The sequence below is a fragment of the Alishewanella longhuensis genome (genome assembly GCF_014653435.1).
GTDB classification, from domain to species: Bacteria; Pseudomonadota; Gammaproteobacteria; order Enterobacterales; family Alteromonadaceae; genus Alishewanella; species Alishewanella longhuensis.
The window spans coordinates 226,734-241,457 of sequence record NZ_BNAO01000001.1 but is presented as its reverse complement, the minus strand read 5'-3'; the positions used below and the strand labels follow the sequence as shown (position 1 = coordinate 241,457).

Here is a 14,724-nt window from a genome sequence, read left to right as displayed (position 1 = left end):
CCTTTTGAAACTGCTTCACACCTCAGACTGGCACCTGGGCCAGAGTTTTTTTACCAAAACCCGTAAAGATGAGCATCAAGCCTTTATTAACTGGCTATTGCAGCAAGTGCGCAGCGAACAGGTCGATGCCGTTATTATTGCGGGCGATATTTTCGATACCGGCACCCCACCCAGCTATGCGCGAGAGCTCTATAACTACTTCGTGGTGGAATTACAAAAGCTTAACTGCAGCTTGCTGGTCTTGGGTGGTAATCATGATGCAGTGGCCGTGTTAAATGAATCACGTCAACTGCTGGCCTGTCTTAATACTTATGTGGTGGCCAGTACTGATCTGCCCCTCTCAGAGCAGGTGTTACTGCTGCCCGATAAAAGTGGAGCCGTCGGCGCTATCGTCTGTGCTGTGCCTTTTATCCGGGCCAAAGATGTATTGCAAAGCACAGCTGGTGCCAGCGGGCTGGAAAAACGCCAGGCTCTGGGAGACGCTATTACAGCACACTATCAACAGCTGTTTCAGCTGGCCGTCAAGACACGGCAGCAACAGCAATTAGAGGTGCCTATTATTGCCACCGGCCATTTAACCGCGTTGGGCGTTAGCCAGTCAGAAAGTGTACGCGATATCTATATAGGTACACTGGATGGCTTTGCCGCCGAGGGCTTTCCGCCAGCAGACTATATTGCGCTGGGGCATATTCACCGGCCACAGAAGGTCGCCAAAACAGAGCACATCCGCTATAGCGGCTCGCCGATACCGCTCAGTTTTGATGAGCTTAACACCGAAAAACAAGTGGTGCTGGTCGAGTTTACCGGCCGCGAATGCCAACAAATCAGGCCTATTGCTGTACCGCTATTTCAGCCAATGCAGGTACTGCGCGGTGATTTAGCCACTCTCACCACTGCCATACCCCAAGTGGCCGCAGCTCACCCAGAGCATAGTGTTTGGTTATGTCTGGAAGTGGCAACCGAAGACTATCTGCCCGATCTGCAGCAACGGGTACAAAACCTGGTGGCAGATTTAAATGTCGATGTGTTGCAATTGCGCCGCTTACGTAATCCAAAGCGTCAGGCCTTAACAGCAGAACAGCAAGAAACCCTGGCCGAACTCACACCGCAGCAAGTTTTTGCTAAACGCCTGCAAATGGAAGACTTTGATGATGAGGCGGCACAAGCCAGGCTAAGCCGCATACAGCAACACTTTGACCAGTTGTTGTTGGAACTTGAGCTGGAGCGCAAGGCATGAAAATACTCACGCTGCGCCTGAAAAACCTGAACTCGTTAAAAGGCGAGTGGAAAATTGATTTTAGCCAATCACCCTTTGCCGAAAACGGGCTTTTTGCCATCACTGGCCCCACCGGGGCCGGTAAAACCACCCTGTTAGATGCGATATGCTTGGCCTTGTACCACCAAACACCACGTTTAGGTGCCATCTCGACCTCCGCCAATGAAATCATGACCCGCGGCAGCGCCGAGTGCCTGGCCGAAGTTGAGTTTGAAGTAAAAGGTACGGCTTACCGGGCGTTCTGGAGCATGCGCCGCGCCAGGGGTAACCCAGAGGGTAATTTACAGCAAGCCGATGTCGAACTATCAGAAGTAGCCAGCGGCAAAGTGCTGGCCAATCAGGTAAGGCAAAAAAGCGAAGAAATAGAACAGATCACCGGGCTGGATTTTGGCCGCTTTACCAAGTCAATGTTGCTATCACAAGGCGATTTTGCTGCTTTTTTAAATGCCAATGATGCTGAACGCGCAGAATTACTGGAAGAGCTAACCGGTACTGAAATTTATGGGCAGTTATCAAAACGGGTGCATGAACAGTTTACCGAAGCCAAACAAACCCTGCGGGAGCTTAGTGCCAAAGCCGATGGCTTTCAGCTACTCAGCCCTGAGCAGTTGGCTGCGTTGGCAACAGAGCAAACGCAGCTAGAACAGCAGCAACAGCTTTTGCAACAACAACTGAGCAAGACACAAGCACATAGCCAGTGGTGGGAAAAACTCACCACGGCCCAACAACAACAGCAACAAGCCAGCAGCCACTATAGCGCTGTGCGGCAACAACAAGCAGCTGCCGCAGCGGAGTTACAACGCCTTAGCCAAAGTGAACCCGCCGAACGGCTGCGCATGCCCTTTACCCTTTATCAAAATAGCCAACGCGATTTAGCGCAGCGTAACGCTGAATTAAACCAGCAACAGCAAGCCAGACAAGCGTTAAGCACACAGCTTAGCAACAGTAGCGCAACACTAGATCAGGCGGTGCAAAGTCTGACGCAAAGTCGCCAGCACTACCAGCAACAAGAAACACTGATTACTGAACAGGTGCTGCCGCTAGATCAACACATTCATAGCCTGCAGCTAAAACATACTGAACAACAGCAAAACGTCCAGCAACTGCAACAACAGACCACACAACAGGCAGAATACCAGCAACAACTCAGTGGCGAACTGCAGGATTTACAACAACAGCTGGCCAGCGAACAAGCTTATCTGGACCAGCATCAAGCCGATGCCAACGCCGCCGCACTGCTAACCGGCTGGGCGCAGCAACTCACTCAGCTGAGTAAAGATCAGCAAAATATCCGCACAATAAACAGCGAACTGACCAGCCTGCAGCAACACAGCACAGCGCAAAGTGCGCAATACCAGCAGCAAGTCGCACAAGTGGAACACCAGCAGCGGCAAGTACAACAGTTACAGCAAAACAGCAGTAACATGCAGCAGCAATGGCAGCAATTATTAGCCCAGGCAGACGAGCAAACACTGGAACAACAGCTTGCAACCCTGAACCAGCGCTGGCCGTTGTTTCATCAGGCCCAGGCGCTGCAAGAACACTACCAGCAACGGCAACAAGAACAACAGCGACTGCAAAATACAGTACAGCAGTTGCACGCCAGCCAACAACAACTAAGCCAGCAGCGCACGGCCCTGGCCGAACAATATAAAAGTGCCCAGCAGCAACTCAAAGACTTAAACCAGCTACTCAGTCAGGAAGAGCAGTTAGCACATTTTCGCCAGCAATTACAGCCAGACACCGCCTGCCCGCTCTGCGGTGCTACCGAACATCCAATATTGGCGGGTGCCGCACTCGATATTCCGGAAACGCTAAGCCGCAAGCAAGCCGCCAGCGCGTTATTGGAGCAGACCAGTGAGCAAGGGCAGCAGTGTCGGGAAGCGCTAGATAGCTGTACTAAGCAAGTGGCCGAAAGTACTGAGCGTTTAAGCAGCCTGGCCCAGCAGCAAACAGCGGCAAGCGCGCAATGGCAGCAACTTATACCGCAGCTTAATAGCACAGCGCTGCTTGATGATGTGCAGGCACTGACCGCGCTGCATGGACAAATGCAACAGCAAGCCGATACCCTGGCGTTACAATTAAAAGCCCTACGTCAGGCCGAGAAGGCCGCCCAGCAGGCAGAACAAGAGCGGATCACCGCCGAGCGTGCCCTGGATAAGCAACACAGTGAACTTACGCTCTTACAACAACAATTGCAAAGTAACGAGCAACAGCAGGCAGAACGCAAGGCACAGCTCGAGCAATTACAGCAACACTGCCAGCAGCAGCAACAGGCGTTATTAGCAGAGATCCAACAACAAGGCTATGCCGCACCCAGTACCGACCTGGCAGTTTGGTTACAGCAAAAACAGCAGGATGTTAACCAGTATCAACAACATCAACAGCAGCGGCAATATTTACAGCAACAGCATATTGCCAAAGATACCGAACTAAAGGGCCTTAACCAGCAGGCGCTAAAGTTAGCCGAACAGCTGACACAGCAGCAACAGCACTTGGCTAAGCAAAGCACTCAGCTTACTGAGCTGCAACAGCAACGCTTGCAGTTGTTTGGGGCACGTCAGGTAGCTGAGGTGCGACAACAAGCTCAGGCTGCACTTAACCAGGCAGAGCAGGTCGTTGCAACACAGCAGCAACAGCACCAGCAGTTGCTGCAAACAGCAAGTGAACTGTCGGCCATTATCACCACCTTGCAACAACAAGCGCAAAGCTTGACCGAAAACACCGCGGCATTGCAGCAAGATTGGCAGCAACAATTAGCAGCGAGTCCTTTTCAAGATGAGCTGGAGTTTAACGCCGCCCTTTTACCGGAAGCAGAACGCAGCCGTTTAAATGCCCTAAAGCAGCAATTAGAGCAACAGATCCAACACAGCCGCTCTTTGCTGCAACAGGCCGAGCAACAACTCGCGGCACTGCTGGGATTACCTGAGGCGGCAGAGTGGCAGTTTATCAGTGCCGAACAGGTTACGGCTAAACTTGCCACTATCCAAACCGAACAGGCACAGCTACACAGCAGGCTGGGGCAGATTAGCCAGCAATTGCAGCAGCAACAACACGAAACCACGCGTCAGCAAGCATTACTACAACACATCCGTGTGCAACAGCAACACTATGATGATCTAAGCTATTTACATGCACTGATAGGCTCAGCCAGTGGCGATAAATTCCGCCGCTTTGCGCAGGGGTTAACGCTGGATAATCTGGTTTATCTGGCCAATAAACAGTTAGAGCGCTTACATGGCCGCTACTTATTAAAACGCAAAGATGCAGAAGGCCTGGCGCTGAGCGTGTTGGATACCTGGCAAGGCGATACCGAACGCGATACCAAAACCTTGTCTGGCGGCGAGAGCTTTTTAGTCAGCCTGGCGCTGGCCTTAGCCCTCTCAGATCTCGTCAGCCATAAAACCAGTATTGACTCGCTTTTCTTAGATGAAGGCTTTGGTACCCTGGACGCAGAAACGCTGGATATTGCCCTGGATGCCCTGGATAACCTGAATGCCTCGGGCAAAATGATTGGCGTGATTAGTCATATTGAAGCCATGAAAGAGCGCATTCCAACGCAATTGCGGGTAATGAAAAAAAGTGGTTTAGGCGTGAGTCAGTTGGATAGCCGCTATCGTGTTGCGGAATAACCCGGCTAGCGCCGGGTATTTTTGTATAACGGAGATAAGTCAGGTAAAGGCTTAGTTAGGTACCACTGACAACTTATCAATAACCCGGCTTACATCAGTGGTATTTCTGGCGATAGCGATGGCCAAATCTCTTTCTGCACGGGTATCTACGTCACCTTCTAAGGTCACCACCCCGTTGTCGGCATCAACCTTAATTGAGGTACCGCTAACTTCAGACTCCATCAGTAATCGGGTTTTCACTACCGTGGCAATCTTGGCGTCTGTGAGCGCACTGCCTTGCTCCTGATGTTTCATGGCGGCAGATTCAACTACGGTAAGTTTATTATCTACCCTTACCACACCGTCTAGGCCTTCAATCAACTCGCCCGCCAGAGCTTTGTCGACTTCGCTGTCCACTTTGCCGGTGAGCAGCACTACACCCTCTTTAACATCGGTATTAATTTTAAACGAATTCAGGTTGCCATTCAGCAATAAGGTCGTTTCCGCCTTACCATCAATCCACGCATCTTTCGCGCTGTCTTTCCAATCATTCGCTGCAACTGCAGTGGTAGTAAAGGCTAAGGTTATCAGCATAGCTAAAGTGGTACGTTTCATGTTGTCACTCCTTTTTTGTGAGACGCAGTACCTAATGCCAATTTGATGCCAAAACTTAAAACATTGAAAAATAACAACTAATAAATAATATTAAGTCAGTGTTAATTTGCTCTCTTTTCCTTTTTGCCTGGTTTACCGGTAAAAATTACCGACTTTTCTGGCAAATTTACCCCGGTTAACCGGCAATTCAGCAAGCTATGCCTAAAGTTTTACCAAGGCAATGGCTGTTAGGATGAAAGCATGCAACCCCGGTTATTTTTACATCTACAGGATTTTGAATTAGAAACCAGGCTGCTAAACGCCACTGAAACCAGGCGTTTTACGCTGGTAAGAAGCCATGAGCAAGAAAACTGGCCAGAACAATTGCAACAGGCAAACTGCCCACTGGCTCTGGTACAAACCAGCACGCTATCGCAGCAAGAGTACCAATTTATGGTGCAGCAAAACCTGCTGAGTCAAACCGATGTGATTTTTATCAGTAACGGCCATACTGATCCTTTATTAGAACAGTTGTTGCAGCAATATGCCTGCTACCATTTATGTTGGCCTATCGCAGCCGAGGCCATCACAACAATATTGGCCGACAGCTACCAACAGCTCCATATACCCGCCCCCCTTTGTACAGCACCTTTAAGTACCTTGGACCAATTTGGACTGTTGCGTGGTTCTTCGACTGTAATGCGCGAACTCTATCGCACCTTACGACGGGTGGCACTTACCGACAGTAGTGTGCTTATTGTGGGCGAAAGTGGTTCAGGCAAAGAACTGGTGGCCAATACGCTGCATTTAGCCAGCCCACGCTCAGCACAGCCCTTTATTGCGTTGAACTGCGGGGCATTAAGCCCGGAACTAACCGACAGTGAACTTTTTGGGCATGCTAAAGGGGCTTTTACCGGTGCTTTACGCGATCATCAGGGGGTGTTTGCACAAGCCGAAGGCGGCACCTTGTTTCTGGATGAAGTAACCGAAATGCCGCTAGAGCAGCAGGTGAAATTACTGCGGGTACTGGAGTCTGCCGAATACCGGCCAGTAGGCAGTGATCAGCTGATGCATACCAACGTCCGCATTATTGCCGCCACTAACCGAGAACCACAGCAAGCCATTGCCGAGGGGCTGTTGCGGGAAGATCTTTATTTTAGACTGGCGCAGTTTCCGGTGCAGTTGCCTCCGCTACGTGAGCGAGCGGAAGATATTAGCGGCCTGGCCCAGCATTTTCTGCAAAACTGCAATGCCGCCACCGGTCAGCAAAAGGTATTTTCAGAGGACGCGCTAACCTCGATCACTGGCTACAGCTGGCCTGGCAATGTCCGCGAACTTAAAAATCAGGTCGAGCGCGCCTGGATCTTGGCCGATCGGGAAATCAGTACCGATTATCTCCAACTTCGCCCGCAAACCGACATAACAGCGAACACCGGCTTACAACTACCGACCGGTATTACCTTAGCCGAATTAGAGCAGGCGGCTATCACTCACACACTCAACCAGGTGCAAGGGAATAAAACCGCTGCCGCGTCACAGCTTGGCATCAGTGTCAAAACGCTCTACAACAAGCTGCTGCAATATCAACAGTAGTCTATGCCAAGTAACGTCAAGATACGGCTGGCGGCAGTAGCCCTCTTACCGGGCTACCGGTGTTTTAACCTGATTCTTCGCACGGCTGCGTAGCCGTATTTTACTGATGAGTAAGTACACTGCTGGCGTGGTGTACAGGGTTAATAATTGACTGACCAATAAGCCGCCAACAATCGTAATACCGAGTGGCTGCCGCAGCTCTGAGCCTTCGCCTACCCCTAACAGCAGGGGTAACGCCCCCAGCAGCGCGGCAAAATTGGTCATAAGAATCGGTCTTAACCGTTGTTGCGCGGCCAACGCCACCGCTTCTTTAGCGGATAAACCCTGCTGCCGCTCTGCTGCTAAGGCAAAATCCACCAGCAAAATGGCATTTTTCATCACGATACCAATTAATAAAAACAGCCCCAGCAAGGCGATCAAGTTAAAATCGGTCTTGGTTAAATATAACGCCAGCAAGGCGCCGACGCTGGCACAAGGTAAAGTCGATAAGATGGTTATGGGTTGCAGTAAACTCTCGTACAGCACCCCTAGCAGCAAATACACCGCGACGATGACCGCAATAATCAGCCAGGTTTGATCGCTGGTGGCAAACATGGCATTACGCTGGTTCTCACCACTGATCGCGACAATAGCGCTGGGCAGCATAATGTCGGCCAAGGCTCGATCAATGGCTGCAGAAGCCTGCTCCATGCTAATATCTGGCGCTAAGCCATAACCAATATTCACCGCCGCAAATTGACCTTCATGTCGCACCCGATCATTCACTAAACCATATTGGTAGCTGGCAATGGTCGCTAGCGGTACCTGCCGGCCATCCGCAGTAATAATTTGCAGTTGCTGCAAAACCTCGGGCTGTGCGGTATACCCCGGCAGCAACTCCATCACAATCCGGTACTGGTTTTGCTGATCGTACAAGGTTGCCACCTGGCGCTGCGAGAACGAATTATTCAGCATACTGGCCACAGTACGCATATCCACACCCAGTCGCTGCGCCGCCTCCCGATCAATGGTCAGCACAATTTGCTGCGCATCTTCGCCCCCTGGTGTGTCCACATCCACCAACTCGGGTAAATCCTGCAACTTTTCGCCCACGACTTTGCCCCAGCGACGCAGTAAACCGAGATCATCAGATAACAACTGCACTTCATAATCGCTACGACCAAAAGGCGAGGATAAGCGAATATCCTGATCAACATTCATAAACAAAATGCCACCCGGCACCCTAGGTGCATTCGCCCGTAACCGATCGACCACTGCCCGCGCCGACACCTGCCGCTCCGCCAAAGGCTTTAGGCGCACCCGCATCCAGGAATTACTGACACCAGTGTTACCACCGGCAGAGCCCGTGAGATCGGCGACAGCCGGATCTTGCAGCACATATTGCCTAAATGCCTCAATCTTTGGCACCATCATTTGATAAGAGGCGCCATCATCACCGCGCACAAAACCGTTTAATTGGCCGGTATCTTGCTCGGGTAGCAGGCCCGAAGGTACCTTACTGTACAACCAGGTACTGGCAGCAAACAGCAACACCATTAACACCAGTAACCAACGATAATGCCGCAGCGAGACATCAATACTGCGCCGATAGCCCTGCTGCAGTTGCCAAAAGAAGCCGTGCTCGCCACTTTGCGCCGACGGTTTACGCAGCATTAATGCCGACATACTGGGGGTTAAGGTCAGTGAAATCAGTAACGAAATCACCATCGCCGCCACCAGCGTAATAGAAAACTCACGGAACAACCGCTCAACTAAGCCGCCCATAAACAAGATGGACAAGAAAATCATAATGAGTGCTAAGTTCATCGCCACCAGCGTAAAACCGACCTCGGCCACACCTTGCCGTGCCGCCTGCAGCGGTGTTAAGCCACGCTCTAAATGTCGCCGAATATTTTCCACCACCACTATCGCATCATCGACCACCAAGCCTGCTGCAACAATTAAAGCCATTACCGATAAATTATTGAGCGAAAAGCCCAGTAGATACATCACACTAAAGGCACCAATTAAGGAGACCGGTATGGTGACGCTGGGAATAAGTGCGCTACGAAAATTACCTAAAAAGGCCCACACCACTAACACCACCAGCACCACCGCCAAGGCTAAACTAAGCTGAGCCTCTGTTAAGGTCGCCCGAATCACCGGGCTACGGTCCATCACCACGGCTAAATCCGCACCGGCGGGGGTTAAGGCTTGTAACAAGGGTAATTGCGCATAAATCGCATCAATGGTCGCCACAATATTGGCGCCAGTACGGCGGCTAATCATTAGGATCACCGCATCTTTATCGTTATGAAAACCTGAACTGTAACGGTTTTCTGTGGAATCGGTGACCAAGGCCACATCCGCTAAACGAATAGGCGCGCCATTGCTATATTTGATGATTAAATCTTGATAATCGGCCGCGCGACGCAAGGTTTCGCTGGTGGCAATTTGCCAGCGATGCGTATCGCTTTCTAACACACCTAATGGCACTGAGGCATTAATGGTGCTGATAGCCATGCGAACTTCATCTAGCGCCACACCGTAATTGGCCAGCATGCCAGGATTCAATTGAATGCGTACTGCCGGTAATGACGAGCCAGTCACCTCGACTTCGCCCACCCCAGTAATTTGTGCCAATTTTTGCGCCAACACGGTGGAGGCATTGTCGTACAACACGCTGCCGGCCAAATGCTCAGAACTAAGCGCCAAGGCCATAATAGGCGCTTGCGATGGATTAAACTTACGATAGACCGGGTTGCCCGGCATGCCAGAGGGCAATTGGCCACGGGCGGCATTGATGGCCGCCTGCACTTCGCGCGCAGCCGCATCGACATTACGATCCAATTCAAACTCTAAGCGTACTTGCGTCGAGCCCTGACTGCTGGACGAGCTAATGCGGCGGATCCCAGAAATACTGCCCAAGGCCCGCTCCAGCGGTGTCGCAACAGTAGCGGCCATACTCTCTGGGCTTGCCCCCGGCAAGCTGGCACTGACCACGATCATCGGGAAATCAATGGCCGGTAAGGGCGATACCGGCAATAAGCGCCAGCTTAATAACCCCAGCAATAAAATGGCGGTGGCAATCAGGCCACTGGCTACCGGCCGCTGAATAAAAGGTTGAGCCAGGTTCATACTGACGCCGCCTCGACCGCTAATGGCGGGCGCTTTTTCACTAATTTATCAAACCATAAGTACACCACCGGAGTGGTAAACAGGGTTAGCACCTGACTAACCAGTAAACCGCCTACCATTACTAAACCCAACGGCTGCCGCAGCTCCGCTCCCGAGCCGGTCGATAGCATTAACGGTATCGCGCCAAATAAGGCGGCAAGGGTGGTCATTAGTATTGGGCGAAAACGCATTAAGGCGGCCTGATAGATAGCATCAGCCGGTGTCATGCCTTGATTGCGCTGCGCATCCAGCGCAAAGTCGACCATCATAATGCCGTTTTTCTTCACCAGACCAATCAACAATACAATGCCAATAACTGCGATCAAATCCAGCGGTTGCTGGGTGAGCAATAAGGCCAGCAAGGCGCCCACAGTAGCCGAAGGTAAGGTAGAAAGAATGGTTAGCGGGTGAATTAAGCTCTCATATAAAATGCCCAGCACAATATACATGGTTAAAATAGCAGCAAAAATCAGCCATAAGGTATTACTTAACGAGGCGCGGAAGGCTTCGGCTGCACCTTGAAAGGTTAACTCGACTTCTGGTGGTAGTTGTAATTGTTGCTGCACCTGCTCAATGGCCGCCACCGCTTCGCCCAGCGAATAGCCTGCCGCCAAGTTGAACGACAGCGTCACGGCCGGAAATTGCCCTTGCTGATTAATCAGTAACCGCGTTGGCCGCTGACTGACCGTGGCCACGGCCGATAAAGGCACCGTTGCCCCACTACTGCTGGTCAAATACAGTTTATCCAGTGCCGCAACACCCTGCACTTGTTCCGGATCGACCTCTAGCACCACCCGATACTGATTCGATTGGGTAAATAAGGTCGAAATTTGCCGCTGACTATAAGCACTTTGCAACACCGAGCTAATCTGCGCCACACTCAGCCCCAAACGCGCTGCCGCATTACGATCAATATCGATATAGGCTTGTAAACCTTGCTCCTGCAGATCATGCGCCACTTCCGATAACGCCGGCTGCTCGGCTAAAGCCGCCATTAACTCCGGCAACCATTGCCCCAGCACCTCGTAATCCGGCGTGCTTAAGGTAAACTGGTACTGGGTGCGACTGACCCGATCTTCAATACTCAGCTCTTGCACCGGTTGAAACCAGCCTTTGATGCCGGGCACAGTGGCAACCTGCTGCTCTAATTCACGAATAATCTCGACGGCCGTTTGGCTGCGCGCATTATGCGGCTTTAGGTTAATCAGAATACGGCCGCTATTAATACTGCTATTGCTACCATCAACGCCAATAAAGGACGATAAGCTAACCACTTCGGGATGCGCTAATAGCTGCGCCGCTAATTGTTGTTGCCGCTCCGCCATAGCTTGGAAAGAAATATCCTGCGGCGCTTCGGTGATCACTTGGATCACGCCACTATCTTGGATGGGGAAAAAGCCTTTTGGTACCGCCAGATAGAGCCCAGCCGTTAAAGCGATCGTGCCGACCATGGTCGCCATGGCCAAGCGTTGATGACGCAATACCCATTGCAACATCAAGCCATAGCGCTTAATCACCCGCGTAATAACATCATCCGGCTTATCATGGGCGGGCATCGCCGTAAGCATGCGCGCGCACATCATCGGCGTTAAAGTTAGGGATACCACCAGCGAAATCGAAATCGCCACCGCCAGCGTGACCGCAAATTCATAGAATAAGCGACCGACCACATCGGCCATAAACAACAACGGAATTAATACCGCAATCAGGGATACCGTGAGTGAAATCAGCGTAAAACCAATTTCTTTGGCCCCTTTTAAGGCCGCCTCCATCGGTGAAGCCCCTTGCTCGCGGTGCCGCGCAATGTTCTCTAACATAACGATGGCATCGTCGACCACAAAGCCGGTCGCAATGGTCAGCGCCATCAGCGTTAAGTTATTGACCGAAAAGTCGAGCCAGAGCATCACGGCAAAGGTTGCCACTATGGATAAGGGCACCGCTAGGCTAGGAATAATGGTCGCAGGGATAGTTTTTAAAAAGGCAAAGGTGACTAAAATCACCAAACAGATCGCAAAAACCAGCTCTTTTTGCACGTCACGTACCGAGGCGCGAATGCTGTGGGTACGATCGGTTAAGATCACGACATCCACCGCAGCCGGCATGGTGGCCGTTAATTGTGGTAACAGCTCACGTACCCGATCGGCCACTTCAATCACATTGGCCCCCGGTTGACGTTGAATATTCAGTAACACCGCAGGTTGCTGATTGGCCCAAGCAGCTAAAAAGCGATCTTCGGCTCCCTGCTCTACCTGTGCGACATCACGCAGCCTGACCGGAGCGTTATCACGCCACGCGATAATTAAATCCTGATATTCTGCGATATCGCGAATTTGATCATTCGCATCCAACATTGTGGAGCGAAAAGGCCCATCGAAACTGCCTTTGGGCTGATTGGTATTGGCCGCGGCAATGGCACTACGCAAATTTTCTAAACTGAGATTCATATTAGCCAAAGCGCCGGGATTAGCTTTTACCCGAATCGCCGGGCGTTGACCACCGGCTAAACTGACCATCCCTACCCCAGGCAACTGAGCCAGTTTTTGCGCCATCCGAGTATCAACTAAATCATACACTTGCGGTAAGCGCAGCGTGTCCGAGCTAATGGCTAACGTCAGGATAGGCGCATCGGCCGGATTCACCTTACGGTAAATAGGCGGTGTCGGCATATCAGAGGGCAGCAATGAGGACGCCGTATTAATGGCCGCTTGCACTTCTTGTTCCGCCACGCCCATATCGACTACTAAAGCAAACTGCAAGGTAATGACTGAGGCACCGGCCGAGCTATTGGAGGTCATTTGCTTCAGCCCCGGGATCTGCCCGAGGCGTCGCTCCAGCGGGGCAGTAACCGTGCGCGCCATAATATCGGGGCTGGCACCGGGATTAAAACTAAACACCTGAATTATTGGGTAATCGACTTGTGGCAAGGCGGCCACAGGTAATTGCCGCCAACTTAAAATACCGGCAATCAATAGCGCCAGCATTAATAACGAGGTCGCAACCGGCCTTAAAATAAAGGGTTGGGAGATATTCATTACCCGCTCCTTAGTTAACCGCTGCCGGCTCGTCAGCAATCACTTCTACCGCACGACCCGGTCTTAAGCGATCTAAGCCCTCGAGTGCCACTTGGGTACCGGCTTCCAGCCCGCTTAATATTGCCACTAAACCATTATCTACCGCACCTAGCTGCACTTGACGGATTTGCGCTTTGTTATTTTCAATCACGTACACATAGGTCCCGGCCGAGCCATATTGCACCGCATCCTGCGGAATCGTTACCGCACCTTGTTTTACCGCGACGTTAAGCCGCACATTCACAAACTGGTTTGGAAACAGCTCTTCTTGCTCATTGGTAAATTCGGCTTTTAAGCGTAAGGTGCCGGTAGCCGCATCAATTTGGTTATCCAGCGTGGTTAAAGCACCGACACTCAGTAATTCACGCTCGGCCCGATCCCAGGCTTCCACGGTCAGTGATTCGCCTGAGCGAAAGGCGGTTCTCACCTGCTGTAACTGGCTTTCTGGAATGGCAAATACCACCGTGATCGGCGAGCTTTGGGTGATAGTAACTAACCCCGTACTATTATTTGCTTGGATAAGGTTACCTGCATCGACTCGACGTAAACCTAAGCGACCACTGATTGGCGCATGAATGTTGGTATAGGAAAGTTGTAATTTGGCAGCATCTAGCTGCGCTTGATTACTCTTTAAGCTACCTTTTAGTTGGGCCACTAAGGCCACTTGATTGTTGTATTGCTGCGCAGAAATAGAGCTTTGTTCACGTAAGCGGCTGTACAGCGCCAGATCGGCTTCGGCATTTTTTAACTGCGCCAGATTTTGCTCTAACTGCCCTTGGGCCTGTGCCAGCTGCACTTGATAATCCGCAGTATCAATTTCCGCTAATAATTGCCCCTGCTCAACCTTATCGCCCTCATTAAAATGCAGTTTCTGCAACGGGCCTGAGACTCGGCTTTGTACGACAACAGTGTTAAGCGGCGTCACAGTACCGATCGCTTTTACTTGTACCCGTAAGTCGCTTGGCGCAGCGGTAATCACTCTCACCGGCACCGGCATGGCCCAAGGGCTCATTTGCCGCTGTGCGGCCGCGGGTGGGGTGGGTTTTGGCCAAAAGCCATAAGCGACGGCTGCCACTACCGCTACTGTCATTGCCGCTAATACTGCCTTTTTCTGCCATGCCATCTTATTTTATCCTTTTGCCCTGATGCTGTCTTAACATGGCTGAGTCAGTCATGTTAACTGGTTATGCTAAATGAAGAATGCGTAATGGGCGCCAACTATAAAGCGCAGTTGGCGATCCCTCAATGCTCGTTACGTCAAGATTTGGTAAAGATGGCAAGGCTTTCGATAAAGCGCGGTATTACAGCGGCAAGTCGCGCCGAAACACTGCTGCATTGATTGTTATGCCAACACTCTATCCAGGCACTATTGCCGATTAGTTTGTATACCCCCTTGAAAGTAAGACTGGTCGTACCAACTGTG

7 protein-coding genes are annotated in these 14,724 nt (G+C 51.3%); 3 read left to right on the top strand and 4 right to left on the bottom strand.

Annotated features, from left to right (window positions below):
* Window positions 1-4 precede the first annotated feature (4 nt).
* On the top strand, window positions 5-1,237 hold the full coding sequence (gene sbcD, locus IE163_RS01030; RefSeq protein WP_189429270.1) for an exonuclease subunit SbcD: 1,233 nt from the start codon (window positions 5-7) through the stop codon (window positions 1,235-1,237).
* Window positions 1,234-4,908, top strand: coding sequence for an AAA family ATPase (locus IE163_RS01025; protein WP_189429269.1), 3,675 nt, complete (start codon window positions 1,234-1,236; stop codon window positions 4,906-4,908). The genes sbcD and IE163_RS01025 overlap by 4 nt, the downstream gene beginning before the upstream one ends.
* Before the next feature lie 51 nt (window positions 4,909-4,959).
* Here the strand turns inward: IE163_RS01025 and IE163_RS01020 are convergent, their stop codons facing one another.
* Window positions 4,960-5,502 (bottom strand): BON domain-containing protein, encoded by a 543-nt coding sequence (locus tag IE163_RS01020; RefSeq protein ID WP_189429268.1) that lies wholly within the window; start codon window positions 5,500-5,502, stop codon window positions 4,960-4,962.
* Between the two features lie 240 nt (window positions 5,503-5,742).
* Between IE163_RS01020 and IE163_RS01015 the strand changes: the two genes are divergently transcribed.
* Window positions 5,743-7,074, top strand: a complete 1,332-nt coding sequence (locus IE163_RS01015; protein WP_189429267.1) for a sigma-54 interaction domain-containing protein — start codon at window positions 5,743-5,745, stop codon at window positions 7,072-7,074.
* Between the two features lie 45 nt (window positions 7,075-7,119).
* On the opposite strand, the gene IE163_RS01010 is transcribed toward IE163_RS01015, so the two are convergent.
* The 3 genes from IE163_RS01010 to IE163_RS01000 are packed head-to-tail and all read right to left on the bottom strand — an operon-like array spanning window position 7,120 to window position 14,424.
* A complete protein-coding gene (locus IE163_RS01010; RefSeq protein ID WP_189429266.1) occupies window positions 7,120-10,191 on the bottom strand; it encodes an efflux RND transporter permease subunit in 3,072 nt (1,023 codons plus the stop codon).
* Window positions 10,188-13,262, bottom strand: a complete 3,075-nt coding sequence (locus IE163_RS01005; RefSeq protein ID WP_189429265.1) for a multidrug efflux RND transporter permease subunit — start codon at window positions 13,260-13,262, stop codon at window positions 10,188-10,190. Before IE163_RS01005 ends, IE163_RS01010 begins: the two co-directional genes overlap by 4 nt.
* Window positions 13,263-13,272: 10 nt before the next feature.
* On the bottom strand, window positions 13,273-14,424 hold the full coding sequence (locus tag IE163_RS01000; RefSeq protein ID WP_189429264.1) for an efflux RND transporter periplasmic adaptor subunit: 1,152 nt from the start codon (window positions 14,422-14,424) through the stop codon (window positions 13,273-13,275).
* Window positions 14,425-14,724 lie beyond the last annotated feature (300 nt).

What these genes read in the sequence shown, in the direction of transcription:
- IE163_RS01000 (WP_189429264.1), bottom strand. Translation starts at nt 14,424, where the DNA reads ATGGCATGGCAGAAAAAGGCAGTATTAGCGGCAATGACAGTAGCGGTA.
- IE163_RS01015 (WP_189429267.1), top strand. Translation starts at nt 5,743, where the DNA reads ATGCAACCCCGGTTATTTTTACATCTACAGGATTTTGAATTAGAAACC.
- IE163_RS01025 (WP_189429269.1), top strand. Translation starts at nt 1,234, where the DNA reads ATGAAAATACTCACGCTGCGCCTGAAAAACCTGAACTCGTTAAAAGGC.
- IE163_RS01005 (WP_189429265.1), bottom strand. Translation starts at nt 13,262, where the DNA reads ATGAATATCTCCCAACCCTTTATTTTAAGGCCGGTTGCGACCTCGTTA.
- IE163_RS01010 (WP_189429266.1), bottom strand. Translation starts at nt 10,191, where the DNA reads ATGAACCTGGCTCAACCTTTTATTCAGCGGCCGGTAGCCAGTGGCCTG.
- IE163_RS01020 (WP_189429268.1), bottom strand. Translation starts at nt 5,502, where the DNA reads ATGAAACGTACCACTTTAGCTATGCTGATAACCTTAGCCTTTACTACC.